Below are 25,690 nucleotides of genomic sequence, written 5' to 3' on the forward strand. Positions count from 1 at the left end.
GAAACCACAGAACACTAACCCATCTAATTACTAGCGAAGTGAATCCCGTCTAAACATGAATCAAAAGCATCACGCATCTTTGTTGCCGGAAGATCCAAGCCAATGGAGTGCTCCTGAAAAGTGCGAACCTACTGCGGCGCAGCATCAACCCGTAGACGCGCGCGGTGCAAGCTGGAACAACCGTGTTCTACAACCACTGGACCTGCGCCAGGCAAACCTTTGTCGCATGGATATAAGGGGAACAGACCTAAGCAACTGTCTACTAGAAGGATGCAATCTAACACTTGCTCGTTATGACAAAAAGACTCGTGTACCCGCTGATTTTGATCTTGAAAAATCAGGAGCAGTAGGCCCTGGTGCAGCACTTAATGGGGCTTTTCTAAATGGTGCAGATCTCAGGGGTATGGATCTTCGGAACACCAACTTCATGGGTGCCTACCTAAGCGGATGTGACTTAAGTGGTTCAGTATTAGACGGAACACGTTTTGTTGGAGCAGATCTAAGGTTTGCGAAATTGCAAGGCTGTCGCTGCATCGCAACACGCTTTACCGGCAGTCAGTTGCAGCAGGCAGACTTTAGGGCTGCTGATTTAACAGAGGCAATCCTGGATGGGGCTGAAAGTATTCAAGGCGCTGACTTCAGTCAGGTAACAGGCATGGACAAGAAACAGCTCGCAAACCTCCTAACTCGCTCTCACATCGAACTGGATTGTTGGAACCCACTCACCCGGCAAGCCACCAGGGCGACCCTTGAATCGTTGCTTGAATCGGCAACAAGAACGGCATAGCGAGCTGGCACTGCCAGACAAAGCGAAGCGATTGAAACAAAAGATTGAGGTTTATAAAGCTAAGGTCGAGGGTTATGGGATGCCAGGGATAATTGCAAGGTATCGCCAAGAAAGTCATGCCGTTTGGTCCAGCATCCATCCTGGGTGTGGAGAGCTTCTCCCAAGAGTGCGAAGCACCACGTGAGCTAGTGCCAGGAGACGACGACCAAGCGAAGGAGTCAGTAATCCGGGCTGTCTACAGACAGGTGCTTGGGAATGCCTACGTCATGGAGAGCGAACGACAAGTTGTTGCAGAATCGCAGTTCAAGCTAGGCGAGATCAGCGTTAGAGAACTGGTACGACGTATCGCCAAAAGCGATTTGTATAGCACCCGCTTCTTTGACTCATGCGCGCGCTACCGCTATATCGAACTAGCATTTCGCCACCTACTCGGACGTGCTCCAGCAGATTTTGAGGAAATGCGAGGTCATGCCGAAAGACTAGATACAAGTGGGTATGAAGCAGACATCGACAGCTTCTTAGATTCTGACGAGTATCAGAACACCTTTGGTGAGTGGACAGTCCCATATCAACGTGGTTGGAAAACAGAATCCTGTGCAACGCTTCAAGAATTCACCTGGTCATTCCAGTTGCTGCGTGGAAACAGCAGCAGCAGCCTTAAAGGCAACTTGGCTGGAATCAGGAGCCGCCTTGGCGGTGCTGCTTATCAGAACCGACCCCTCCCTGTGGTAGCTCCCTCATCACAAGATACCCAAGGCTGGAGCTTCCGCCCAGCTGCCAACCTGACAGATCCTGTTACACGGATAGGTGTACTTGCAGGTGAAGCAGGCAAAGTCTATCGAGTTGAAGTAACAGCCTATAGGGCCAATAACGTGCGCCCCACATCACGCTACAGGAAGGCAAACAGAGTATTATTCGTCCCTTTCAACAAGCTATCTGAGCAGTATCAACTTATTCACCGCGAGGGAGGCAAGATCGCAAGCATCACACCACTGAGTTGACCCATTACTCCCACCAGCCCTACTTACCCAGTAACCTGCCAAGCCTGCGGGGATAAGACAAATTAGATGCCTCTAAAACGTCTAGCACCGTATAATCCCCACAACAAAGCAAGTCCATCAACTCCATCTTCCCATGACAGCAAATCAAAGCAATTCACTTGACTTCGGAGCCACTCAGCTTCTTGAAGCCCCAGCGAGTTTTTCTCGCAAAAGAACAGATGACGTAGAAACTGCAACAAGCGAAGATCAATTTCGCAACCAGCAGCTACTGAATACACCTACAGCATTCACCGCAAGCGACAATGCTGCTTTTCACATCGCAGTAAGAGCTGCATACCGACAGGTATTCGGCAATGTTCAGCCGATGGAAAGCGAGCGCCTACTGAGTGCCGAATCAAGACTACGCAATGGGGACATAAACGTACGAGAATTCGTACGGAGATTGGCACAATCCAGTTTTTATCGCTCACGCTTCTTTGATGCCGTATCTCCGCATCGAGCAGTTGAGCTTAACTTCAAGCATTTGCTGGGCCGCCCCCCCCAGAATCAAGCAGAGGTTGCTAGCCATGTGGCATTAATCGCCACAAGTGGCTTCACAGGCGAGATCAATAGCTATCTTGATTCCGATGAGTATCTAAAGTCCTTTGGCGAGGAAACAGTTCCATACCCAACAAGCTGGAACTCTCCAGTGGGCCAGCCTCAAGCAGCATTCAACAGGATCGCAGCACTTGAGCAGAATTTTGCTGGCAGCGACACAGCAGTAGGGACAAAAAGTCAGCTGTTAGGAAATCTAGTTAGCGGCTACAGGCTCTCGATAAAGGTGCCTGCACAGGTGTACCGATCCAGTTCCCTTGGACAGATGGGTAGAACAGGATCTGGATCGGCCAGCATGCTAGAGCCTGTCAAGCGGAACAATGCAGACGGAGGCGACTCAACGCCAATGCGTGGTGATCTGTACGTTGGCTTTGGACTTGGTCAGCGCCAGCAGGAAGTGTTCGAGCGCTGCAGCGGCGATTCAGCTGATCAGATTACTGCGCTGATCCGCTCGGTATACCGCCAAGTGCTGGGCAATCCCCATGTGATGGACAGCGAGCGCAACTTAACCGCAGAGAGCCAATTTGCTGAGGGAAGACTTAGCACCCGCGAATTTATAAGAGCGGTTGGACTCTCGGCCGACTATCGCCGGCGCTTCTTCGAAACAAATGCTCCCTACCGTTTTGTGGAGCTAAATTTCAAACATATTTTGGGGCGTGCACCCGCATCTCAGGCCGAGATGAGTGAGCATCTACAAAGGCTAGCCATTCACGGCTATGACGCAGAAATCAACAGCTACGTTGATAGCGAAGAGTATCAGAACACCTTCGGTGAGAATACTGTTCCCTACCTGCGTGTAGCAACTGAAAATGGTCGCGAACAGGTTTCCTTTAATCGGCACATAGCACTAGTTCAAGGCTATGCGGCCAGTGACACCATTCAATGTGCCTCAAGCCTGCTAAATTCGGTAGCAACAAGATCTGCACCTACAAACTGGACAAATACAACCGTACGGATTAACAGGCTTGGTGCAGCCTCTGGATCAGCTGATCCCACATCCAAGCGGTTCCGTATTGTCGTCAATGCCCAGCCTGCAGGCGGCCGCCAACGCAACCCGAACGCCAGTTACGTAGTAAGCGGCAATGACATTACAAGCCAACTGGGATACATCCATAGACGCGGTGGTCGGATCATTTCTGTGACCGAAATCACCTAGAAAACACTAGTTCATTTATTCGGGACAACTGCTAATTTCTGAACTCCCCCCCTACCAACCTAAAAACAATGGAAATCGAAACTCTTAACCGGGCCAATTCGGGTTTACGCCAATCAGAAGCTCAAGCCCAGCTGAAAGCCGCCTACCGCCAGGTATTTGGCAATGCACACCTATTTGATGAAGAGCTCTCAGTCTCTGCAGAGAGTCTATTCATCAACGGCGACCTCACTGTGCAGGGGCTAGTCAATGCCCTAGCACTGTCTGACAGCTATCGGCGTCTCTTTTTTGATGCAAATGGTCCCTATCGATTTGTTGAACTCAACTTCAAGCATCTCTTAGGCCGCGCCCCACGAAATCAGGCTGAACTGAGCAAGCATGTTCAGCTCCTAGCCACAGAAGGATACGAAGCAGAAATCAACAGCTATATATACGGCGCCGAGTATCTAGAGGTCTTTGGCTTTGATACAGTACCTTATGACAGGGGAGTGGCAAGCCAGAAAGGTGAATCCAACCTTATATATAACAGAACACGTGCCTTGACTTCAGGCTTTGCAACTTTTGATGGTGACGGACAATCACAATTGTTAGTCAGCCTAGCGACCAGCTCGCCCCCCGGAGGAAGTCAAAAAACACCCGGGCCAGGTGGTCGCAACAACCAGCGCTACGCTATTCGCTGGACAAGTGCTAATCCTGTTGGCCTAAATCGACGCGTAACGCAAACGACAACAGTTCCCTTCAGCTCGCTATCATCAGCGATCCAATCAATTCATCGCCGCGGAGGCCGCATCGCCACAGTAAAAGAATCCTAAATCAAACGAGACTGGAGGCGGTTCAAGGTCTTAATAGTATATTAAGACAACTCTTAAGCCGCCTGCCAAAAGTATCAACAGCAAGCACCTTGGCTGCAATCCATGGATTTACAAGACAAAGATTATCTCAAAGTAGAGTGCACTCAAATTAATCAGAACAGTGAAGAAGCGCAGCCTGCGATCAACATGATGATTGATACGTGGGTACACATGGTTCAGGCAGGTCGTCTGCCAATTGCCAGGACCACTCACAGAACCAAGGCCTGAGCAGCGTAGATGCAGCTGGAATCTTTTGTAGCTCGGAGCCTAGGCCGCTGGCGATCCATGAGAAGTGGACATTCTCTTGCGTTTCAGCAATTTGAGGATGTTCGCAGTTCAGTATTGATTGAAGCAATTGGGCCCCAAGATCCATTGGTACTTGAATTAATTAGAGACTGCAAGATACACGACGCCAAGCCACTGCTACCATTCCGAATGGAATGGAGTGCAGAAAGTGACTGGGAGCCAGATGGCCCCAGTGAAGTATCAGCAGGATCATGCATTCTCGTTCCAATCCCAACTAATAATCAAAAAGGAATCTTACTGCGAAGCGCTGGATATGCAGAGGCCGAGCAAGCAGTGTCAAACTATACTTTTCTAGAAGACGATACTTTTATACTCACTACCCAATATGGTCAATCAATTGCAGAAGAAAGGATCTGGTTTGTATCTGAGAATGTTCGCTGCCGCTCATCAGTGCTGCGAACTTCAGCCGGCTCAGGAATACTGCAAACCTCCTTCGCATCTGAAATCCGACGATTAGATTCCTTCAGCTAACAGTATTCGCCGTGCCAACCATTGCCCTGAGATTCGCAAAACTACTTGCTGGACACTTCAGTAATTTTGCCCAATCACAACGCGATCCCGTAAATTTTGCCCATATCAACATCTATTTCTGCCCTCTACCATGGGAAGTATTTCAGGGGCCAGGTTTTTACTCCGAACAGAGCTATGGGCACGATCCTTGGCGACCCTATAGGCAAGGAGTACATCGACTGATTTCGACCGAGAAGGTACAAATTGTTGAGAATTTTGGATTCGATCAACCAATTCGCTTGGCTGGAGCAGGCTTCACGCCTAAACTTCTCAAACTTATTCATCTTGAACGCCTTAAACAACGTTGCGGATGTGCGATGCATTTCCACGAAACGACACCGGGTTGCTACAGGGGAATGGTGGAGCCTGGTAATAAATGTTTAGTGCCACGCGATGGGCGGCCTACCTATCTAGTGAGTGAGGTGTTGCTTGATCACGAAAACTGGATTAGTAGAGATCAAGGTTTTGATCCAGATACCAATACCTTGCAATGGGGCTCCGAACATGGGCCACTACGTTTTGAACGCGTGGCTAGCTTTGAGAATGAAATCACAGCTGAGTGGACACATCTAAATAATTATAAAGGAGATGATCCTGAACAAATTGGATAGAATAGAAGCCATGCAAGCTGATGGACCAACTATCCAGCAATTCCGTAGCTGGATTCGCTCGCAGCACCTAATTTGCCAAGGCCAAGACTTTATTTTTGAAACAATTGATCATAGTCAGCTTGAGCGTTTTGAAGCCTGTCTAAATATGCTTGATGGGCAAGTGCGGTCTGTACGAGCAATTGGAAACTGGCCCATGGGGCCCCGTCGAACATTCAAGATTCTGAGAGCTGAAGCAGCTGTGCCGAGGCCCAAAGGCCTGGAAATTCAACGCTACTGGGCTGAGCGTGGGTCCTTTCAAACCCGGTTTTCGGAAATAAGCAATTGACGCCTACAATCCACAAAAATATCGGGATCCTGCACAGCCAAAGCGTTCTGCAAGAGCTGAAATATTTCATGGTTATTCCTAACATCAATTGAATCAAGCCCAATTAATGCGGCATAACGTAGCTCCCAGCTTGGTGTGAAATCGGAGGCCAAAAGCTGCCGCACACTTTTGCGCCATATATCAGGAAAATGTTTATTCAAAGCTAAGCAAGCAGCCGCTCTTGACTTAGCAAATTGCGGGCGCTTGCTGTTCATGGCTTCCAGCAGCAATGCCTCAATGACAGGAGTGGCAGCGGCAGGCCAGATGTCCACACTGCCAAGAAGCTGAATGAAGAAATAGTGAGCACCATAATCATTATAAGCATCCTCCTGCCATCGCTTCCAGAAAATAGGCCAAAGCTCCTCTACTGGCCGATGCTTCAATGTGGACAATGCTAAGTAGCAACGGCTAAAGTCAGTGCCAAAAAACTCATCAAATAAAAATAATATGGTGGGTTCAGTGTCGTAGCAGTGCGCCAAGACCAAATCTTCTGGCTGATCCCACATCAGCGAATCTAAACAAGTAAGCAGGTCAAGGCCTGCGTGTGCTTTGTTTTGGCCAGGCCAGAGTGTCCGCAGAGCTCGCATCCTGAACACAGGGGACACGGGCGCCTTGAGGATCGAGGGCAATAGATATGAAGCCCGACAGTCAATTAAATCCTGAATCGCCGACTGCCGGTCCATTTGGTTCGGCAGGGTCAGGTGGTCTTCCAACTCTTTAAGGCGACTACTATCGCCACTAAGCTGTGCAACCCCAGCTAAGGCAGCACCGCGAACCCCTGGATTCGCTTCATCTTGAAGCGATTGAAGTACGGGCAAGGCCGCATGCACCTCTAACCCGGCAAGAGCCTGGATGAGAACCCTGCGGCTCTGGCTTGGATCATTGAGTAGCAGGCACATCGCCTCATGGAATTCAACATCCTGGCAATTGAGCTGAAGAAGGGCCCAGGCGGCATTTTCAACGAGGTAGTGATCGTTGCTCCTAAGGCAACGCCCAATGCTGGGGATGGCCCGTTGAACCCCAAGCCGGCCCAAAACTTCGACCGCTTTGCGGCGCGCAAGGTTAACCGCCTGTTCGCCAGAAGAATTATCAATAAGCCGCAATAAAGCTTGCTCCGTCTTATCGCCGGGGAAGTTAACGAGATGGGCGGCCGCCATGTAGTAGTCGCTGGCAGAATCAAGCGAGTCAAGAGATTGCTCAAGAATCGCTAGCGCATCATGGTGGCTGAGCCCGGGATGGATATTGTCGTAACTGTTGCTGGAGCTTGCCAAAATACTGTCCTCGGAAGTCAAAGTGGATGCGGCTGTGAAGCTCAAAGGAGAGCTGCTTCCAACTCTGATAGCCGGCAGGGCAAGAGCGCTGAAAGTTTAAGAGTTATGTGTCTTGATGCAACCCAGCCAGAAAGCGTTCAATATGAGCCCATCTAAATTAGAGGCACAATGGGACCCCATCAATGTGGTGCACTTCTTCTTGTTACAAGTATCAAATCTGAAACTCCCCAGAGGGTTGCTCAGAAGCTGCGAGTTCCGCTCCATATGCTGAGCCAGACTATGCAGCAACTACACCAGAACGGAATCCCAGTTTCGTCGGTGGGTCTGATGGAGGTGGCCAACTCGGTTTCTGGAGTGGCGACCAAAGCTGCCATGGAGCCAGGCGAATCACCCAAGTCTGAACAGCAATCACCTCGCCGCCGCCGCAAATAGTCCAGCTCAGCCTTGAAGCTCGAACACACCATCAGGAGCACGCCCCTGCTTAAGCAGTTCCCAGTTGATCGACTGAAGGAAAGCTGCGCTGTTCAGAGTCTCCACCACATCGACCCCCCAGTCACTCTGCTGCAGCAACGCTCCAGGGGCGCCCTGGTCGTCCTTGCGCCCACCCAAGGCCAACAGCTGGCAATCATGATCAGTGGCCCCTGCAGAGCAGCGAAGCTGTCGCCAAGCCAGGAGTAAGGCATTGGCCAAATCGATGGGCAGCAGATCGGCTTCCACCTGAACCAACCAGTGAGGGTGGCTGACTGCCTGAACCTGGACATCGGTGGACAGGTGTACAACGAGGCCAGCTGCCAGATCGGCCGAATTCAGGCCCTTCAGGTTGTCGGAAACCACCTGAAGGTTGTGGGAGAGCAAAAAGCGTGTCATGTCCTGATCTTGTTAAGCCCACCATAGGAACGCCGCGGCTATCCCTGATAATTTTGTTCGATAGGAGCGACCCTTGTCTACCGAGCTGTCCGCTACCCCCGCATCTGGCATCCAGCAACTGAGCGTTGAAGAAGCCAACATTCTGGCTGCAGAGCTTCGTTCCCAACTTCGTCAGGGGCTAGTTCCTTCATCCGACAGCCCAGCGATTGAGCGCATGGTGGCTGGTCTCGGCGATACCAGGGGCTTGATGCGGCTCACCTTTGCCGAAAGCCTTGGAGCAGTAGGTGCTGCGGCGGTGCCAACACTGTGCCGTGCATTGCGGACTCACGAAAACGTCACCGTTCGCCGCGCTGCAGCGAAAACTCTGACCCTGATTGCAGATCCAGCTGCCTTGCCCGTTTTACTGGAAACCCTGCTCTCAGATTCGGATCCCGTCGTGCAGGGATCAGCTGTCGGAGCGATGGCTGCAGTCGGCGACCAGGCTCTCGATCCACTCTTCTCAGTGCTCGTTCATCCAAAAGCTTCGGCCATGCAGCAGGGGCTGGCCAGCTGGGGGATCGCTTTTATCGGCGCCAAGGCGCCCGAAGCACTTCGCCAAGCAGCCAGCTCGCCGGATGCCAGGGTAAGAGCGGCAGCGATAGCAGCTCTCGGCGAACAGATCCAGGCGTTGGGGGATGACCAGGCGAGACAGCTGCTCCTAACCGCGCTGGATGACCTGGACTCCGAGGTGCGGGCAGAAGCTGCAACGCTGATGGGGAAGTTGCAGGAGCCAGAATGGGCCTGCCCGCGCCTGCTCCCGCTGCTCACCGACTCGGAAGAACAGGTCCGCAAAAACGCTGCTCTATCGCTGATGAAGCTAGGGGCCAAGGATGCATTGCCTGCCTTAAAAGCAAGTGTGGAGCAGGAAGAACAACCTGGTGTCAGATTAGTGCTGGATCTAGCAATCAGTCAGCTGAGCAAGTGAGGATGGCAATCGTCTCGCGTCAGCCCGGCTGAGGTTGACGGGCATGCAGGTCCCTAATTCGAGCGAGGGCTGATTCAAGCGTCTCGCGCACATAACTGTCTAGCTGTGGTTGGTTCTGCAGATCTCTAAGAGTCCGTTCAATTGCAGGATCATCAATCTGGGCGAGCGCATTGACAGCTGCTACCGCCTGGGCTGGATTATCTCCACCCACCACTCTCAGCAACAGCGGCACCGCCTGCCCACCCACCTGCCCAAGGGCCATCACCGTAGCTACAGCCACAACCGGTGAGTCGTCGCCAAGCGCCTCCTCGAGGGCCTGCATCGCAGAATCGGGGAAATGTATCCCAGGCTGGTTTGAAGCCACCTGGGCATAGGCCTTCACGCAGCTAGCGCGGATAGTGCTGTCCGTGCTGGCCTTAAGAAGATCCGCTAAAGGCAGCAGGGCTGCTGCGCCAAAGGCGCCAATACCACGTACAGAGGCCCTGCGTAAAGCTATATCCGGTTGGGCCAATAAACCAAGCAGTCGAGGCAGAGCTTGCTGAGGCCAATCCCTGACCATAGCTATAAAAGCCTGGCTTTGAATATAAGGATTAGGGTGAGCAAGGTCATCAAACAAGATATCCAATGCTTCCATTTCCATCCAAGAGAGGGGGTGGGAGAGGGCTCATTTTCTCACAAAAAAGGAGGCCCGAAGGCCTCCGTGGTTTGTCCTCAACAATTAATCAGAAACTGATCAGGAGAGGGCGTTGATTGCGTAATCAAGGTACGACTTCAACTCATTGAGAGCCTGGGGGCTCATGTCACGAGGGGAGCAAGCCCGGTCGCGGGTGAAGGTGAGAGCTTCCACGTAAGCAGCGGTAGGCAGACGCAGGGTGCGGTACACCTCACGGGCTCCGGCAATGCCCCACTCATCGAGAGGGCCGGTGCCGCCCACAACCAGGCAGTAGTTGATCAGACGCAGATAGTGAGCGATGTCGCGGTAGCACTTGTCCACCTTGACCTGATTCTCACCAGCTTCGCCGGCTTGCTTGAGGTAGGGATACTTGCTGAAGCAGGCGTCACCAGCTTCCTTCGTCACTTTGTCCAGGCCGGCAGCCAGCTTTTCAGCAGCTTCAAGACGAGCAGTAGCTCGCTGAATGTTGCCCTGAACAGCTTCTAGGTCGTTCTGGGAGGGGAAGCGACCAGCGGCATCAGCGGCGGTCACAACAGTGGTCACAACAGACTTCATCGTGAAGATCCTCGTTTAATTGAGTTGTAGTGGTTTAAAAAAAGCAATCTCTTCGGATGAATCAGCTGAGGCCGCTGATCACACGGTCAAAGTAGGTAGCAGCTTCAGCCACTAGAGCGGAGCAGTCGCCCTGAACGGTTTCCATCTTGCGGAAACGGGTTTCCACAGGGTTGGTACCGCTGGTGTTTGTCTCGTTAATGTGAGCCGTGGAAGAAGCCTTCATGATGGCCACAGCGCGGGCGGCAGACTGAAGGGGAACGCCCAGAGCGATGTAGGTCTCCTTGAGGCCGTTCAGGCAGCGGTCGTCCAAAACCGAGGCATCGCCAGCCAGCAGCGCGTAGCTGATGTAGCGAAGCACAATTTCGCCGTCGCGCAGGCAAGCGGCCATGCGGCGGTTGGGGTAGCAGTTGCCACCAGCCTGGATCAGGCCAGTGTTTTCGCAGATCATGCCGGTGACTGCATCTGAAACGATGCAGGAGGCATTGCTGGTGATGGCGTTAACAGCGTCTAGACGCTTATTTCCCTCAGCAACATAGTTACGGAGAGCAGCGAGCTCACCGCCTCCAATTGGGGCAGTCTTCGAATCTGCGCTGACGACAGCGCGTGAAAAGGCGTCGAGCATGGGAAAGGGACCAGGGGTGCTTGTGCTCAGCCAGTTGACAGCCAGTGAAGATCGTTAGATCTGTTTAGGTCTGCATGGCTTAGCTGCCTCTCGGGGAAGGCGTAAGGGGAAACTACGGTCATCTCCCTCCTCAGGACCCCGATCAAAGCAATCATGCAAACTTTCGTCATCCATCGCGGTCGGACTTAAAAAGGCAGCGCTGGCAAAGGGTTTTGGCAAGGGGAGGGCACGCACTCCCGCCCAATCGCGGGACAAAGCACCAGGAGATTTATCTTTTCTTCCATATTCACCATGGATGCGGTCCATTTGAAGCTGCTCTAGTGGATCGCAGCGGTCGACTCCGTATGCTGACATTCGCCCAATTCAACCCATGACCGACGGCACCACCGCTCGCGCCGACACGTCTGCAATCAACGCATCCGATCCCAGCCGGCAGGAGTTGGAGGAGTCGATTGATCAGCTAGCGGCCTACCGCGATCGACTCATCAAAGATGTGATCGGAATGGGTCAGAGACTGAAGCTTCCTCAGAAGCAAGTGGAATTCACCCTGGCTCAGCATCCCGAGCTGCAGAAGCTAGAAGCAATTCTGGCTCAGCTTGAAGCCCAGAAGTCCGAACAGGACTAACTCCCATCCCCCTCACCCGCCCGTGGCACCCGTGGACCCAGCCCGAACGATGGATCAGTTCTTGGCGGCCAGTCGAGGGGCCTGGCTGACGCGACGGGCTGTGCACCACCTCGACCACCAAGATGATGAATTCGGCGATTCCAATCTTGTGATCGAGCCCTTCTCCGCTGAGGATCCAGCCGTCGAACAGATATGCCTAGCTCTCAATATCAACCCTCATCTAGCAGCAGGAGGGGCCCGTTTCTGGTGGGAGAGCAATCTAAAACCCCTAGCCAGAACAGAAGATCAAGCGGCTGTATTAATAGATATCCCTCTGGCAGGAGATCCCTCTCAGGGTTTCCTGGTCCGTGACAAGGGCTACGTGGAGAAGCAGCCCGTCCTCAGTCAATACACCTTTTCCAGCGATGGCGTCATGACCGTTACCACGCGCTACGACAGCAATGTCGGCACGGAACGCTGCTGGTTCGTCACGGATCAGGTGCGCATGAGGGTGAGCTCGGTGCAGTGCCTCGATGGGGTGTCGATGACCACCTACTGCACGGAGCTTCGTTGCCCCTCCGACGCAACTCTGCAGTCGCTTCGGGAAAGCGCCGATTCCCTGGCCGCCGGTTTCAGTTAACCCACCCTGCTCCTGAGCGCTCCGAGATGTTCGACCCTTTTTTGCAAGAGCTCAATAGCAGGCTGGAACGGTCTGGAGCGCAGCCCATTGCCCCACCCGATGGGCTCGCTGAATGTCGCTCCCTGAAGAGGCAGAGCGTGATCCAAAGCTGGCTCTGGCAAGTGCCGGGTTTCCGGCGCTGGCGGGTGACCAGGATGGACGCGGGGGACAGCCTGCAAGTGCTGAATTCGGTGGCCTATCCCGAATACAACAACGATCAGCCCCTGATGGGAATCGATCTTCTTTGGTTCGGCACCCGAGGCAAGCTGGTCGCAGTGCTTGATTTTCAACCCCTACTGCAAGATCAGAATTATCTTGATACCTATTATCAAGGCCTAAAAGAACTTATTTCTCGCCACCCGGATCTTCACGGTGCTGAGGCCATGCGCTCATTTGATCCAAACCAATATTTTTCGCCCTGGCTGCTGTTCTGCCGTGGAGGTGCTGAGGAGGCGCAGGAATCGTTGCCTAGGGCTTTCACTGCCTTTCTCGACTGCTACTGGCAGCTCAGCGCCGAAGCCAGCCAACGCACTTCCATAGTTACAGCAGAAAAGGTTAAAACCCTGCAGAAGGCATACGATGTCTACAGCGCCGAAAGAGATCCGGCTCATGGCCTTTTTAGCAGCCACTTCGGTAAGGCCTGGTCGGATCGTTTTCTGCACGAGTTCCTCTTCCCATCTAGCCCGCAGCAATGACAGCACCGCAAAGCTGCAGCCTTGATCAGGTCAGAATCGCCGGTTGGCGTTGGCAGCCCTTTCTTGATCATGCGGTCGACATGCTTCAGGCGTTGCAGCCAGCCGCCTACCCCGTGCCCGAGCAGTTTCTGCAAAAAACCGGATCCACCGGTTCGAAAGCACAGCCGGTAGTTGTGCAAACTGCAACCTGGGCCTGTCGAACCAGCAAGCTTCGCCAGGTGAGGGCCGCCTGTGTGGAAGCGGGACCAGCAGCGTCCGTGCTGAACCTAGTTATCAATCCCGACTGCCGTTTTGATCTGCCTTTCTTCGGAGCCGATTTGGTCACGCTGCCCTCAGGCCATCTGCTAGCCCTTGACCTGCAGCCAGTTGACCGCAGCGATTCCCTCCATACCCAACCTGTCTGGGATCGATTACTCCCAATTTTTAACAGCTGGAAGCCTCACTTGCCCGATGGCGGGCCCATTCCTGCCGAGGCGGAACCTTACTTTTCGCCTGCATTTCTCTGGACCCGTCTACCTCTGGGTGCAGCCTCCGATGAGCTGATCGCCACCGTTATATTTCAAGCCTTTGCTGAGTATTTAAAGCTTTATTTACAGCTCGTGGATGAAGCACCCCCCGTAGCAGATGATCGCTCAGCAATATTGCTCGAGGGCCAACGCCGCTACACCAGCTATCGGGCAGAGAAAGATCCGGCAAGAGGGATGCTCAGCCGCTTTCACGGCGCGGAATGGACCGAGACATATATCCATGAGGTGTTGTTCGATCTAGACAGACACTATCCCGAGTAAAAAGAAGATCAAAGCAGGCCTATGGCGTGAAGAGGCCCACTTCCACTGATCAGCTCCACTAGAAAAGCGGAGAATCCGACCATAGCTAAGCGGCCATTCCACACTTCTGAGCTGTTGTTCCAGCCCCAAGCCCACTTGTCTTGGGGGTAGAGCTTCACAGTGCTGGGCAAAGCCGCCGCCTGGTCAAGATTCACCTCGGGCCCATCCAGGGCCTGCTGGACAAGTCGCGCAAGCCCCTGGATGAACGCAGGGTTGGTGTCAAGCGCCGGCACACGCCGAAAATTTGTGATGCCCGACTCGAAAGCCAGCTTGCGGTACTCGATGTCGATCTCTTCAAGGGTCTCGATGTGCTCGCTCACAAAACTGATCGGCACAACCACAAGATCCTTCACACCCTGCCGCCCTAGCTCCTCCAATGCCTCGTCGGTGTAGGGCTTGAGCCACTCCACAGGACCCACCCGGCTCTGATAAGCAAGGGTGAAAGAGTTGCTGTGGCCCAATGTGGCCTCCAACTTCTCGATGATCAGCCGGGCGCAGGTTTCGATCTCCCCTTGGTAGGGATCGCCCGCTTCTTCCACGTAGCTCTTAGGAACACCGTGGGCGCTGAAGAACACGTGGGCGCTGTCAGGGTCCGGGCAGGCCTGGATCTCACGGGCGATCAGCCCGGCCATGGCATCGATATAGCCCTGGTCGTCGTGGTAGCTGCGGATGCATCGAATCGGCAAAGCTGCAAAGACAGGATCAGCCTGACGAAGACGCTGAAGCTCCCTAAAGCTGGAACCGCTGGTGCTAATCGAGAAGTGAGGGTAAAGAGGCAGCACCACCACCTCGTCCACATCATCGGCTTTGATGTCTGCCACCGCCGATTCGGTAAAGGGGTGCCAGTAGCGCATCGCCACGTAGCTGGTGGCCTCGATCCCAAGCAGGCGCAGGGCACTCTGTAGCTCCCGCGCCTGCTGCTCGGTGATTCGCCGCAGTGGTGAGCCCCCGCCGATGGAACGATAAGCCTCCTGCGACTTGCTCGCCCGCAGGCTGCTGATCAGCCAAGCCAGTGGTTTCTGCAGGGCCGGGCTGGGTAGCCGGATGATCTCCGGATCCGAGAACAGGTTGTAGAGGAAAGGGCCGACGTCCTGGATGCGCTCCGGACCCCCGAGGTTCAGCAGGAGCACTCCTACCTTGGCCATGGCTTGGCGATCATGAGGCCAAACATCACCTTACGTCTACAACTGCTGGCAACTGCACTCGCTCGGTTGAATAAGAAACGTTTAGGGACACGCCCTCACAACCAAGCCGTTCGACCGGCGCACATCAGCTAGACGATTCTGGAAAACCCGACTACCGAACTGAAGACGATGGAAGGTTCAGACAATCACGCCAAAGCAGCAGCTGATCGGCAATGGAACCTCATGCGCGCCAGCTTTGATGGCGACTGGAAGGGAATAACCACCTGGTATGGCCGCAAAGGCCATAGCATGAACCTGAAGCAGGGCAGCTCTAACCCGGAGGCCTCGCTTTACTCCATCCGCTTCTCGGATGCGCACACGGGTGAATGGCATGGAACCGGCCTGCGATTCGCGCCCGGTGGAGAACGCCGCTTCCCCCTATATCGGCACAATTACAACCTCGGCCATAACTGCTGGCATTTTCCGCAGACGGCGGGCCAGTCGAGCCTGGAAATGGCCGGCAGCAGCGCCCGTGCTGGGCATGAAGTGAATTTCTTCAGCGGTCGCAGTCGTTCGATGCTGGTGGCGCTTTACCAGCAACAACCTGATGGTCAGATGCTGCTGGACTCAATCGCCGCCACACCCTTCCGTTGCCAACGCACCAATTCGGACCCCGAACGCGTTCAGTTCCAATCGCTGGAGGCGGTATTCGAGACCGTCTTTGGCTGGCAAGGAGTGGAGTCAGTGATCAGACCAGGATTCAATTCTGTAAATGAAACGTCAGATCAGCGGTTGGCACCATTCTGTAGCGAATTATTTATCAAGAATGAAGTGAATGGGCTATTTACAGATAATTTAATCTGCAGCCTGCCTGAGAGCTTGCCAAAGCATTCATTTAACATCCACTTTGGCTGCATACTGGATCGTCAAAGCTTTGTGCATTTGACAATGGAGTTTGATGCCAATCACAATCTCTTGGCCTGGATAGAGCGCCGATATCAGCCCAACATGCATGGATGAGAGAGGCTGAAGCCAAGCTGCTTAAGCTTCTCATTACTCACCCGCGCATTAAGAATTCGATCGCTGGTGTCTCTGGTCAACCACTTAGCTAGTGGCAGGCCAGCGCGCTCACAGAGCCGATCTGTGAGCTCCTGGCCGTTGTACTGGGTGTCATTGACCAGGTTGTACGTATCATTGAGGCCTTGGTCAAAGGCAAAGTTGATACCGCGAACGATGTCGTCGCGGTGAATCCAGCACGGCACATTCAGGCCATTACGCTGCACTAAGCCGCCAGCTGCACTCAGCAACATGGCCGGAATATCGCGTCCAGGCCCGTATATGCCACCGAGGCGCAACACGCAGACCTTGATCGAGTCGGAGCGGACCGACGCGATCATCTGCTCTGCTCTCACGAGCACGGAATTCACTGGATGATTTGAATCGGTTGGATCGCTCTCACTTGTGAACGCTCCCTGCCGGTTGCCATACACGCCACAGCTGCTGAGGTGAACAAGCTGCAGTGGCGAGCTGACAGGCCGACGGCTAAGAGTTTCGATCAGCCGCTGCAGGCCGCCAAGAAAGGTCTGCTCGTATTGGCTCAGCTCAACACTGGAACTCTTCGACGGAGCGAAGGACACCAAGATGCCGTCGACATCTGTTGCGAAGTCCAGGCTGCTGGAGGGATCCGTCGAATCAAAAACCAATGGATTGTCGACTAGATCGGCCAGCTCTGGCAAGCGTTCACGCCGGGTTGTGGTGCCCCAAAGTGCGTGCCCCTCCTGCTTCCAGGATTTGGCAACCGCTTCGCCCACGTAGCCACAACCCAGGATTGCGCGACGCTCGCCCGAGGGCAGGATCGGGCGCTCTTGGAGAGACAGCAACTGATAGAGGGAGGCCAGATCTGGGGTAGAAGTCATCCCGCAAAGCCCAATCATGAAGTTTTGCAACCCTAGGCCTGTCGGACGTGGGGTTGCGTTGTCACCGCTACGGATGACGCAGCCTGAGCCCTACTCCGTTCTTGTGGCAGCCTGAGCTATCGCCTTAAGCCCATGCCCGTCTATTGCGTCGAAGTGCCTGGGCTACCGCCACTTGCCGTCACTTGCGCCGGCTGCAGCGGAGATGCTTTGCAACTGGCACTAAGGGAGCAGGGACTGGACAACTTCCGTGTGGAGCGGCGCAGCAAGGATGGCCGCCAGTGGTGGTTTCAGGCCAACTTCAAGCCAGGCACCATCGACCCAGACACCACTGGAGGTCTCACCCGGCTGGTGAGCGTTGATCTAATCGAGGACTGATGGGTCCGATCCAAGCGCCGCCAACTCTCGCTCAGGCAGCCACCACTTCCGTGCTGCCCGAGCGCTGACGGCGGGTAAGGAAGCCAAACAGCACCTTGCCAATGGCCGCGATCAGATTGCCTTCCAGTTCCTGGAACATGGTCATGTTCAGGTGGAAGGCGTGGTTGGCCTCCTCCACAATCCGATCGGCCATGGCCTGGTCGATTGGCAGGGCGTCGAGCGTGGTGCGGTAGTTGGCCTTGAAGGCCTTCTCATCGGGGATAGCCGCGAATTCGTAGAAACGCAGGCCATCGTGCTCGCCCAGGCTCATCGCCTTTTGGGCGATGTTCTTGAGGATCTGGCCGCCGGAAAGATCACCGATGTAGCGGGTGTAGTGGTGACCCACCAGCAGCTCCGGGCACTCCAGCGCCACCTGATGCAGCCGCTCTACGTATTGCTGGGCTCCAGGGGTGGGCTTGACCGCATTGCGCCAATCGCCACCGAAGTAAAAGGCAAGGTCCTGCTCGAGACTTTCGCGCCGGTTCAGCTCAGCAAAGGCCACCGGGCCCACCACCGGATGCTCCCTAAGCCGACCAAACTCCTCCTCCATGGCGGAGTACACGAAATAAAGATCGGCCACCAGGGTGCGGTAGCTGGCCTTATCCACCACCCCCTTAAGGAAGCAGCTCACGAAGCCGGTGTTCTCCGCCATCGTGTGGGCCTTTTTGGTGCCTTCACGCAGTTGGGAGGCGAGCGCAACAGCCATAGGTGCCGGTCTGAGGAACAGGTATATCGGCAGCAACTTAGAGGGGGCACCCTGGATTGGTTTGCCCCTTTGCGAAGAGTTCACGTCAGGGGTAATGGCCAGCAATGAGCGTTAGTACTGCGGCTGGCTCTCACTTATTAAGGGCCGGGCACTGGCAACATCACTTGGAGCCCGCGTCTCGCGACAGCACCCATGGCCGACGACGACGCCAGCCCCCCCCAGGCAGGCGAACCCATTAGTGAGCAGGAAGCCCTGCGCCGGCTCCGCCAGAGCGAAGACTCCTCCCAGCAGTACTACGGAGCCTGGTGGCTGGGCCGAATGCGCAGCCAGCACCCAGAGGCAGTGCCCCTATTGCAACAAGCCCTGCGTCGACGCCGGCCCAGGGATAGCGGGGCCGGCGTCGAGGAGAACGCAGTAGCCCGCAATGCCGCCCGCGCCCTCGGCAAACTGGCTCCAGCAGCACAAGCGGCCATCCCCGACCTGCTCGACACCCTGCAGGACGGCGACGACGGACTACGGGAAGCGGCAGCCCGGGCCCTGGGCCAACTCGGGGCCAGCGAAGCCATTGAGGCCCTCTGCGAGAGGCTAGCCAGCGGCCCCGCCGTGGCTGGCGTCCAGCAGGCCAACAGCCACCGCCTGATGGAACCCTGCGAAGCTCTGCTGGAGGCCTTGGGCGACATCGGTGTCAACGAGCCGCGGGTGCTGGCCGTGGTGAAACCCTTCCTCGGCCACGAGAGCCCCCTGATCCGCAGCGCTGCTGCCCGCACCCTGCTGCAACTGAGCGGTGAGGCGCGCTGGGGGGAACTGCTTGTGGACCTACTTGACCATCCCCAGCTGCAGGTGCGTCATGCAGCCCTGATGGATCTAGGTGCCGCCGGCTGGCGGCCCGGATTTAAAGCCATTGCCGCCACCCTTGCCGAGAACAGTCTGAAATTGATTGCCCTGCGGGGGCTGGTGGAACAGGGCAGCGGCGACCCCGGCGACGAGGCCCTGCTGGCCTACATGGACACCTTGCTATGAGCCAGGTTTCACTGGTGGCAGCCCGGATTGCAGCCCTGCAACAGGCCGGCAGTGCCCTCGCCCTGCTGCAAGCCACCCAGGAGCTGGCCAGCTGCGCCGATGCCAGCGCCGCTCCGGTGCTGGTGGAGGTGTTGGGCTTCAACAACCCCGGTGCGGCGGTAGCCGCCGTGAAGGGGCTGATCAGCCTGGGGCCAGCGGCCGTGGAAGCCCTGTTGCAGCTCGACCCAGTGAATTACGGGGCTAGGGCCTGGGCCGTGCGCGCCCTCGCCGGCATCGGTGATGTGCGTGGGCTAGAGCTGCTGCTCGATGCCCTCGGCAGCGACGTAGCTGCCAGCGTGCGCCGGGCTGCCGCAAAGGGGCTCGGCCAACTGCAACTGGACGAGCTCCCCCCTGACCAACAGCAAGCTGTGCGGCGTCAGTGCCTAGGAGCCCTGCTGGCCGCCACTAGCGACGGCGAGTGGGTGGTGCGCTACGCGGTGGCAGTGGGGTTGGAGTTGCTGGCAGCTGGCCTGCCCGCGGCAGGACCGGAGAGGCAGCTGGCCCAACAGGGCCTGCTCACACTCCAGGAAGCGGCTGATGGCAGTCCTCCGGTGGTGCAGAGGCGCGCCAAGTTGGCCCTTTCACGGCTGGGGCTGCAATGAAGAAACGGGTGCTGTTTGTCTGCCTGGGCAACATCTGCCGCTCCCCAGCCGCTGAAGGGGTGTTTTTGCACCTGCTGGAGCAATCTCAGGCTGGTGAGCGCTTTGTGGTTGATTCGGCTGGCACCGGGGGCTGGCATGTGGGCAAGGCTGCCGATGCCCGCATGCGCGCAGCGGCCAGCCGCCGCGGCATCCACCTAGCGAGCAAGGCGCGCCAGTTGGAGCTGGCCGACCTCAACCGCTTCAACCACATCCTCACCATGGACGCCAGCAACCTGAGCCAGGTGCAGGCCCTAGTCCAGGAGGCTGGCGGCAGCAGCGTCGCCCGCATCGAGCCCCTGCTCAGCTATCGCAGCCGGTTTGATCTCAGCGAAGTGCCGGATCCCTACTACGGGGGAGACGAGGGGTTTGAGCACGTGCTCGACCTGCTGGAAGACGCCTGCAGCGGCCTGCTGCAGGCCTTAGACGATTAGTTCTCACCAGCGCCCGGCCAGGCCTCCTCCGGAACCCTCTGGCGGAACAGGTCCACCAGAGCCTGAATCACAGCCTCAATGGCCATACCGTCCGTAACCAGCTCCACCGCATCCTCTGCCTGGCACAGCGGCGCCACCTCCCGGCTGGAGTCCTGCTGATCACGGGCAGTTATCTGGGCCTCCAGCTCAGCCAGCGGAGGCACCGCAAAGCCCCGGCTCTCGAGGTCTTGGGCGCGGCGGCGGGCCCGCTCCGCCGCCGTGGCCGTGAGAAAAACCTTGAGCTCAGCGTCGGGGAAAACGGCGGTGCCGATGTCGCGGCCCTCGGCCACCAGCCCCCCCTTGAGCCCCATGGCCTGCTGCTGGGCCGTGAGGGCCTGGCGCACACAGCCGTGGGCAGCCACCAGGGAGACCTGGGCCGTTACCTCCGGGCTGCGAATCGCCTCGGTCACGTCGAAGCCATTGATGCTCACCAGCTGCTCGCCGGCGCCGCCAGCACTGAGCTGCAGATCCAGGCCCAGCAGAAGGGGTTCCACAGCCGCCGCAGCGGCAGGGTCGGCTCCCTGGCGCAGCACCCACCAGGTGAGGGCCCGGTACATGGCGCCGGTGTCTAGATAAACCAGGCCCATCTGGCGGGCAAAGGCACGGGTGACGGTGCTCTTGCCCGCTCCCGCTGGTCCATCAATGGCAACGATCGGCAGACGAGACATCAGAAAACAATGGTCGATCAGGCGGCTTGAACCGCAGTGCACCGCAGCGGCGAGCAGGGCCAGGCCTTGCACTTGCTGCAATGGCTCCAAGCTATGGGGAGCCACAAGCTCCACATAATCCACCCTCAGGCCCGCCGCTTCCAGCTGCTGGGCCAGCTGGGAGGTCAGCGCTGGGGCCTGGAAGAGGCCACCACGCACTTGGGCAGCCGCAGCCGCCAAAGCAGCGGGCAGCGCCGCGGCCTGCTGGCGCTGGGAGGGGGAAAGGCGACGGTTGCGGGAGCTGCAGGCGAGCCCATCGGCCTCTCGCACTGTGGGACAGCCCTTAATGCGCAGAGGCAAGCCCAGATCCGCCACCACCCGCCTCAGGATCACCAGCTGCTGCCAATCCTTTTCGCCAAGCAGCAGGAGATCAGGGCGCACCAGGGTTAACAGGCGAATCACCACGGTGGCCACCCCCTCAAAGTGCTGGGGCCGGTGGCGGCCACAGAGCCCCTGGCGCAAAAGCAAAGGCGGCGCCACCCGGGTCAAGCCCGCCTCGCCCCGGGGGTAGATCTCCGCCACGCTGGGAGCAAACAGGGCCGTGGCACCGGCGGCGGCGGCTAGATCAATGTCGGAGCGGAGGTCCCGGGGATAGGACTCGAGATCTTCCCCAGGACCGAACTGGAGGGGATTGACAAACACACTCAGCAACACGGAGGGGAGCTGGCCTGACCCTTGCCTCAGTGCCGCTGCCCGGCGAATCAGCTGCTGATGACCCTCGTGCAGGGCCCCCATCGTGGGCACGAAATGCAGGGGGCCCTGCTGCTGCTGCCGCCAGGCGGCTAGGTCTTGGCAAGTTTCGAGCAGGTCCAAGGAAAGAGCGGCGGCAGCCAACAAAAAACCCACCCGCCAGATTGGCGGATGGGCTGATCAAGGGAGCAGGCTGGGCTCAGCTCACTGGAGCACTTCGAGGCGCACTTGAGCTACGCCACTGGCGGTGAGGCCTAGGGATTGGGCAGCTCCATGGGCAATGTCAATGACGCGATTGCCGTGGAAAGGGCCCCGGTCGTTGATGCGCACAACGGCGGTGCGGCCGTTCCCAAGATTGGTCACACGAACCTTGGTGCCGAAAGGCAGGGTGCGGTGGGCCGCCGTGAGGGTGCCAGGACGAAAGACTTCGCCATTGGCCGTGCGGTTTCCAAAGAAGCCGGGGCCGTACCAACTGGCCTCACCCTTGGAGCTGTGCACCACACGGGGCGCTGGCTTGGGGGCAGGAGCGATACGGGTCGGAGGGGCCTGCTTGATCTGGGTGTCAATTGGTGACAGCTCCAAATCGACCTCGCGGATGGCGACTGCAGGCGTTGGGCCTTGGGGCTCAGGGCTGGAAACAGCCATCGCTACAGCATCATTGCTGGTTGCGGCGAGGCTGGACTCGGCGATGGCGGGAACCAAAGCACTGCCGGAGAGAAGCAGGGCGAGGGCCCCAAGGGAGAAGGTGCTGCGCATAACAAACGAAACTCGCCGCTATTGCGGCAATCACCAGCCAGAGGCAATTAGTGATTCGTCAGCGTTGGATTCGCTCTCAAACTGAATGGAGTTGAGATACGAATTCGCCTTCGGGGTTCCTATCGGGAATTGACGACAGGGCAAAGTTAACTGCTTCAGCTGGCCGTTTCGGTCAAAAACGACACCTACAAGATTGATCAGCAATTGTCATCCAAGCGGCCAGGGCAGGCGCCTACAGGGCTGAGCGGGGGTCGGCAAGGCCAGCAGGGATCAGCGACCCGAATGACAATCATCAGCGCAGCTAATCACCTGAGGCGCCAATCTGGCAATTGGCCCCGAATTTGGGCAGGTGGCATCAGAGGATCGGAGCTGCAGATGGGTTCGCACGGGATGGACTACCGCACAGCCGGGGTGGATGTGGTCGCAGGCCGGGAGTTTGTGGAGCGGATCCGATCCAGTGTTGAAGCCACCCGGCGCCCTGAGGTTGTGGGCGGGCTCGGAGGCTTCGGGGGCCTATGCCGACTGCCCGCCGGGCTGCGGGATCCCCTGCTGGTCTCCGGCACCGACGGGGTTGGCACCAAGCTTGAGCTGGCTCAGGCCTACGGCCGCCACCACGATGTGGGCATCGACTTGGTGGCGATGTGCGTCAACGACGTCATCACCAGCGGGGCGGAGCCGCTTTTCTTCCTTGACTACATCGCCACAGGCAAGCTCAGCCCGGAGGCCATGGCTGAGGTGGTGGAGGGCATCGCCGACGGCTGCCGCCAAAGCGGCTGCGCCCTGCTTGGCGGCGAAACGGCCGAAATGCCTGGCTTCTATGCCCCGGGCCGCTACGACCTGGCCGGTTTCTGCGTGGCCGTGGTCGAGGCAAGCGCCCTGATCGATGGACGGGCGGTTAGCGCAGGGGATCGCATCCTGGCGGTGGCCAGCAGTGGGGTCCATAGCAATGGCTTCAGCCTGGTGCGCCGCATTCTTGAGAGCCAGGCGGTCGATGAACTCACGACCCTGCCCAACAGCAACCAAAACCTGATAGACGCCCTGCTCGCCCCAACCCGTCTCTATGGAACCTTGGTTAAAGCCTTGCTTGCCAGCAAGGTGCCCATAAACGGCATGGCCCACATCACTGGCGGCGGCCTGCCTGAAAACCTGCCCCGCTGCCTGCCCTCTGGAGTGCACGGCGTGATCGACCCAACTAGCTGGCAGCGTCCAGCTCTGTTCCACTGGCTGCAGCAAGCCGGCGAGGTGCCGGAGGCCGATCTCTGGAACACCTTCAATTTGGGGGTGGGTTACTGCCTGGTGGTGCCAGCAGCTGCAGCGGATCAAGCTCTCGCAATCTGCCAAGACACTGGCTACGAGGCCTGGGAGCTGGGCGCGGTGGCCAATGGCAGTGCTGGCGAGCAACCGCTGGCAGGACTTCCCTTCAAGGCTTGATCAGCCCGGCTGCCAATGGCCAATTGCATCAGAGTGGGCTGCTGGCCCGGTCGGAAGCCGCTCTCCTGCCTAGGGTGCTGACCTCGAAGTTGATCAACACCTATCGCCCCGGTTCCTGAGCCAGGGCGATGTTCGAGCCATACGTAGTTGTATTAGGAGTGGCGTCATGACGCAATCAATAGGTTCAACTCAGCGAATAGCGGCCCCAAGCCCCTTGGGCACCTCCGCTGCACCTCCCCTCGGCAGCGGTCAACGCATCACCCGCCGCCGCAGCTCGGCCGGCCCCGTAGCCCCAACCCGGCCGCAGCGCCCCAGAGAGCTTCAGGCAGCGCCCCAGCGGGGGGGAGTGAGGCCCACCTTCCTCACCCTGCGAGATCACGGCAAGGTCTATGTAGCCGACCTGCCCCGACTCTCAGACGGCCAACTGGCCCACGTGACCAAGGAAGCGCGGGAGGTGCTTGAAAGCCTGGGCCGCCGGCTTGAAGAGCTTGAGGCTCAGCCTTTCCTATCCCAGGCCGAACAGGACACCAGGATCCGGGCTTCTACCAAGCGGGATGTCACGGAGCGCTTCCTGCGCTCAATTGATGACGAGCTGCAGCTTCGCCATAACAACCCCGCCCTGAGGGCAGCGGCTGGTGAGTCTCTGGCTCGAGCCTTCCTGGAGCTGGCACGCCACCGGCTGCCTGGAGCCACCTTCGATTCCCTGCTGCAGGAAGCCCTGGCAGCCTGCGGCCCCGAAGCGGCCGCCGAAGCTGAAAGCCTCGGCGACCACGGTCCCAGCCCTGTGGTGCCCCTGGTACGCCACCAGGCCATGCCGGTGGTGCTCACCCTCGATCCAGCCCCCCAGGCCGGCTAGTCGCTCAGGAAGGGATTGGCAGGCATGCCCACCTGCAATCCCAGCGCCAGATCATCTAAACGGCGGCGCTCCTGCTCAGACAGGTTCCAGGCCAGGGCCGCCGCGGCCTGCTCCACCTGCTCCGGACGGCGCAAGCCGGGAATCGGCAAAGCGCCGTGGGCCCGGCACCAGTTGAGGGCCACCGCCGCCAGGCTGGCGTCGCGATTGGCGCCGATTCGGGCCATCTCAGCCTGGAGCTCAACCAAGGCGGGGGCTAGCCGGCGGAACAAAGCCCCCCTTGGCCCCCTCGGCAAAGGCCCAGCCGCCATTGATCTGGCCAGCAGCCCCAGGGCCAGGGGGCTGTAGGCGATCAAACGGATACCCAGCTCACGGCAGACCTCCGCCACACCGCCCGGCTGGATCGGATCGGGTGCCAGCAGCGATAGCTGTACCTGGAGGCTGCTGAGCTCCAGTCCCCGCTCGGCCAAGCGCCGGTGCACCGCCCGCAGGCGACGGGGCCCCATATTTGAAACGCCAAGGGCCGCCACCTCCCCCTGCTGCACCAGATCAGCCAGACCCTCCAGGAGGGGCCCCTCCTGCCAGGGGGCGTAGCGAGACGTGCTCCAGTGCAACTGCACCAAATCAATTCGACCGGCAAGGCGCCGTTTCGAAGCCGCAAAAGCCCGTTCATAGCCGCGGCGCCCCAGTCGCCAGGGGAAGGGGGCGAGCTTGGTAGCCACCAGCAGCTGGTCGCGCTGGGCCGCCGGTAGGGCCGCCGCAAAGCTGCCCAAAAGGGCCTCACTGCGGCCGTTAAACCTGCCAGTGCCGTAGGAATCCGCCGTATCAAAGGTGTGCAGGCCGCAGGCCACAGCCCGCCGGAAGGTGGCTTCAAGCACCGGATCCTGGCTCGGGTCGTAGCCCCAAAGAAATTGATTTCCCCAGGCCCAAGTGCCAACGCCGATGCCGGGCTGACCCACTGGATGCGCCATCGTGGAGTTAGGTGCCAA

General features: G+C 57.6%; 29 protein-coding genes. 18 read left to right on the top strand and 11 right to left on the bottom strand.

Going from position 1 to position 25,690, the window contains the following annotated elements; genetic code table 11:
* Positions 1–55: 55 nt before the first annotated feature.
* The 6 genes from U9970_RS10425 to U9970_RS10450 all read left to right on the top strand — a co-directional run bounded on the left by U9970_RS10425 (position 56) and on the right by U9970_RS10450 (position 5,813).
* Positions 56–787, top strand: a complete 732-nt coding sequence (locus tag U9970_RS10425; RefSeq protein WP_322764168.1) for a pentapeptide repeat-containing protein — start codon at positions 56–58, stop codon at positions 785–787.
* 116 nt (positions 788–903) lie between these two features.
* Positions 904–1,788, top strand: coding sequence for a phycobilisome linker polypeptide (locus U9970_RS10430; RefSeq protein WP_254937669.1), 885 nt, complete (start codon positions 904–906; stop codon positions 1,786–1,788).
* Positions 1,789–1,921: 133 nt separating this feature from the next.
* On the top strand, positions 1,922–3,538 hold the full coding sequence (locus U9970_RS10435; protein ID WP_322764169.1) for a phycobilisome rod-core linker polypeptide: 1,617 nt from the start codon (positions 1,922–1,924) through the stop codon (positions 3,536–3,538).
* Between the two features lie 68 nt (positions 3,539–3,606).
* Complete coding sequence (locus U9970_RS10440) at positions 3,607–4,347, top strand: phycobilisome rod-core linker polypeptide (RefSeq protein ID WP_322764170.1); 741 nt, start codon at positions 3,607–3,609, stop codon at positions 4,345–4,347.
* Between the two features lie 276 nt (positions 4,348–4,623).
* The gene (locus U9970_RS10445) at positions 4,624–5,163 is read left to right on the top strand and encodes a phycobiliprotein lyase (protein ID WP_322764171.1); all 540 of its coding nucleotides are present in this window, start codon (positions 4,624–4,626) and stop codon (positions 5,161–5,163) included.
* Positions 5,164–5,174: 11 nt separating this feature from the next.
* Entirely contained in the window at positions 5,175–5,813 is a 639-nt protein-coding gene (locus U9970_RS10450; RefSeq protein WP_322764172.1) for a chromophore lyase CpcT/CpeT, read from the top strand.
* Positions 5,814–6,107: 294 nt separating this feature from the next.
* Here U9970_RS10450 and U9970_RS10455 read toward each other — a convergent pair whose 3' ends face one another.
* Together U9970_RS10455 and U9970_RS10460 are read right to left on the bottom strand one after the other, a co-directional pair.
* Positions 6,108–7,493 (bottom strand): HEAT repeat domain-containing protein, encoded by a 1,386-nt coding sequence (locus U9970_RS10455; RefSeq protein ID WP_322764173.1) that lies wholly within the window; start codon positions 7,491–7,493, stop codon positions 6,108–6,110.
* Positions 7,494–7,886: 393 nt separating this feature from the next.
* Complete coding sequence (locus tag U9970_RS10460) at positions 7,887–8,315, bottom strand: DUF2656 family protein (RefSeq protein ID WP_322764174.1); 429 nt, start codon at positions 8,313–8,315, stop codon at positions 7,887–7,889.
* Positions 8,316–8,562: 247 nt separating this feature from the next.
* Here U9970_RS10460 and U9970_RS10465 point away from each other — a divergent pair, with 247 nt between their 5' ends.
* Complete coding sequence (locus U9970_RS10465; RefSeq protein ID WP_322764175.1) at positions 8,563–9,279, top strand: HEAT repeat domain-containing protein; 717 nt, start codon at positions 8,563–8,565, stop codon at positions 9,277–9,279.
* A 19-nt stretch (positions 9,280–9,298) separates the two neighbouring features.
* Here the strand turns inward: U9970_RS10465 and U9970_RS10470 are convergent, their stop codons facing one another.
* The 3 genes from U9970_RS10470 to cpeB all read right to left on the bottom strand — a co-directional run bounded on the left by U9970_RS10470 (position 9,299) and on the right by cpeB (position 11,129).
* A complete protein-coding gene (locus U9970_RS10470) occupies positions 9,299–9,919 on the bottom strand; it encodes a HEAT repeat domain-containing protein (protein ID WP_322764176.1) in 621 nt (206 codons plus the stop codon).
* A gap of 93 nt (positions 9,920–10,012) precedes the next feature.
* On the bottom strand, positions 10,013–10,507 hold the full coding sequence (gene cpeA / locus U9970_RS10475) for a class 1 C-phycoerythrin subunit alpha (protein WP_106632843.1): 495 nt from the start codon (positions 10,505–10,507) through the stop codon (positions 10,013–10,015).
* A 61-nt stretch (positions 10,508–10,568) separates the two neighbouring features.
* Entirely contained in the window at positions 10,569–11,129 is a 561-nt protein-coding gene (gene cpeB, locus U9970_RS10480; protein ID WP_197148055.1) for a globin family protein, read from the bottom strand.
* A gap of 370 nt (positions 11,130–11,499) precedes the next feature.
* Here cpeB and U9970_RS10485 point away from each other — a divergent pair, with 370 nt between their 5' ends.
* The 4 genes from U9970_RS10485 to U9970_RS10500 are packed head-to-tail and all read left to right on the top strand — an operon-like array spanning position 11,500 to position 13,895.
* On the top strand, positions 11,500–11,754 hold the full coding sequence (locus U9970_RS10485) for a hypothetical protein (protein WP_254937579.1): 255 nt from the start codon (positions 11,500–11,502) through the stop codon (positions 11,752–11,754).
* A gap of 49 nt (positions 11,755–11,803) precedes the next feature.
* A complete protein-coding gene (locus U9970_RS10490; protein ID WP_254937580.1) occupies positions 11,804–12,373 on the top strand; it encodes a phycobiliprotein lyase in 570 nt (189 codons plus the stop codon).
* 26 nt (positions 12,374–12,399) lie between these two features.
* A complete protein-coding gene (locus U9970_RS10495) occupies positions 12,400–13,107 on the top strand; it encodes a 15,16-dihydrobiliverdin:ferredoxin oxidoreductase (protein ID WP_322764177.1) in 708 nt (235 codons plus the stop codon).
* Positions 13,104–13,895, top strand: coding sequence for a phycoerythrobilin:ferredoxin oxidoreductase (locus U9970_RS10500; RefSeq protein ID WP_322764178.1), 792 nt, complete (start codon positions 13,104–13,106; stop codon positions 13,893–13,895). The genes U9970_RS10495 and U9970_RS10500 overlap by 4 nt, the downstream gene beginning before the upstream one ends.
* Positions 13,896–13,903: 8 nt before the next feature.
* Here U9970_RS10500 and hemH read toward each other — a convergent pair whose 3' ends face one another.
* Entirely contained in the window at positions 13,904–15,079 is a 1,176-nt protein-coding gene (hemH, locus tag U9970_RS10505) for a ferrochelatase (RefSeq protein WP_322764179.1), read from the bottom strand.
* A 168-nt stretch (positions 15,080–15,247) separates the two neighbouring features.
* Here hemH and U9970_RS10510 point away from each other — a divergent pair, with 168 nt between their 5' ends.
* Positions 15,248–16,078, top strand: a complete 831-nt coding sequence (locus U9970_RS10510; RefSeq protein ID WP_322764180.1) for a hypothetical protein — start codon at positions 15,248–15,250, stop codon at positions 16,076–16,078.
* Here the strand turns inward: U9970_RS10510 and U9970_RS10515 are convergent.
* Positions 16,057–16,974 carry an NAD-dependent epimerase/dehydratase family protein gene (locus U9970_RS10515; RefSeq protein ID WP_322764181.1) on the bottom strand — a complete coding sequence of 306 codons (918 nt, stop codon included), beginning with the start codon at positions 16,972–16,974 and terminating at the stop codon, positions 16,057–16,059. The genes U9970_RS10510 and U9970_RS10515 overlap by 22 nt on opposite strands.
* A 132-nt stretch (positions 16,975–17,106) precedes the next feature.
* Here U9970_RS10515 and U9970_RS10520 point away from each other — a divergent pair, with 132 nt between their 5' ends.
* Positions 17,107–17,349 carry a hypothetical protein gene (locus tag U9970_RS10520; RefSeq protein WP_254937586.1) on the top strand — a complete coding sequence of 81 codons (243 nt, stop codon included), beginning with the start codon at positions 17,107–17,109 and terminating at the stop codon, positions 17,347–17,349.
* Positions 17,350–17,380: 31 nt separating this feature from the next.
* Here U9970_RS10520 and U9970_RS10525 read toward each other — a convergent pair whose 3' ends face one another.
* Positions 17,381–18,094, bottom strand: a complete 714-nt coding sequence (locus tag U9970_RS10525; protein ID WP_322764182.1) for a biliverdin-producing heme oxygenase — start codon at positions 18,092–18,094, stop codon at positions 17,381–17,383.
* Between the two features lie 192 nt (positions 18,095–18,286).
* On the opposite strand from U9970_RS10525, the gene U9970_RS10530 reads away from it, so the two are divergent.
* The 3 genes from U9970_RS10530 to U9970_RS10540 are packed head-to-tail and all read left to right on the top strand — an operon-like array spanning position 18,287 to position 20,225.
* A complete protein-coding gene (locus U9970_RS10530; RefSeq protein WP_322764183.1) occupies positions 18,287–19,114 on the top strand; it encodes a HEAT repeat domain-containing protein in 828 nt (275 codons plus the stop codon).
* A complete protein-coding gene (locus U9970_RS10535) occupies positions 19,111–19,755 on the top strand; it encodes a HEAT repeat domain-containing protein (protein ID WP_322764184.1) in 645 nt (214 codons plus the stop codon). Before U9970_RS10530 ends, U9970_RS10535 begins: the two co-directional genes overlap by 4 nt.
* Positions 19,752–20,225: a low molecular weight protein-tyrosine-phosphatase gene (locus U9970_RS10540; RefSeq protein ID WP_322764185.1), complete on the top strand. Its 474-nt coding sequence runs from the start codon at positions 19,752–19,754 to the stop codon at positions 20,223–20,225. Before U9970_RS10535 ends, U9970_RS10540 begins: the two co-directional genes overlap by 4 nt.
* Here the strand turns inward: U9970_RS10540 and U9970_RS10545 are convergent.
* Complete coding sequence (locus U9970_RS10545; RefSeq protein WP_407653035.1) at positions 20,222–21,805, bottom strand: bifunctional pantoate--beta-alanine ligase/(d)CMP kinase; 1,584 nt, start codon at positions 21,803–21,805, stop codon at positions 20,222–20,224. The genes U9970_RS10540 and U9970_RS10545 overlap by 4 nt on opposite strands.
* A 60-nt stretch (positions 21,806–21,865) precedes the next feature.
* Positions 21,866–22,417 carry a septal ring lytic transglycosylase RlpA family protein gene (locus tag U9970_RS10550; protein ID WP_322764186.1) on the bottom strand — a complete coding sequence of 184 codons (552 nt, stop codon included), beginning with the start codon at positions 22,415–22,417 and terminating at the stop codon, positions 21,866–21,868.
* Positions 22,418–22,807: 390 nt separating this feature from the next.
* Between U9970_RS10550 and purM the strand changes: the two genes are divergently transcribed.
* On the top strand, positions 22,808–23,848 hold the full coding sequence (purM, locus tag U9970_RS10555; protein ID WP_322764187.1) for a phosphoribosylformylglycinamidine cyclo-ligase: 1,041 nt from the start codon (positions 22,808–22,810) through the stop codon (positions 23,846–23,848).
* Between the two features lie 214 nt (positions 23,849–24,062).
* Positions 24,063–24,704: a hypothetical protein gene (locus U9970_RS10560; RefSeq protein ID WP_322764188.1), complete on the top strand. Its 642-nt coding sequence runs from the start codon at positions 24,063–24,065 to the stop codon at positions 24,702–24,704.
* Here the strand turns inward: U9970_RS10560 and U9970_RS10565 are convergent.
* Positions 24,701–25,672, bottom strand: a complete 972-nt coding sequence (locus tag U9970_RS10565; RefSeq protein WP_322764189.1) for an aldo/keto reductase — start codon at positions 25,670–25,672, stop codon at positions 24,701–24,703. The two genes, U9970_RS10560 and U9970_RS10565, sit on opposite strands and share 4 nt — an antisense overlap.
* Positions 25,673–25,690 lie beyond the last annotated feature (18 nt).

It is taken from the genome of Cyanobium usitatum str. Tous, assembly GCF_963920485.1.
Lineage (GTDB): Bacteria > Cyanobacteriota > Cyanobacteriia > PCC-6307 > Cyanobiaceae > Cyanobium_A > Cyanobium_A usitatum_A.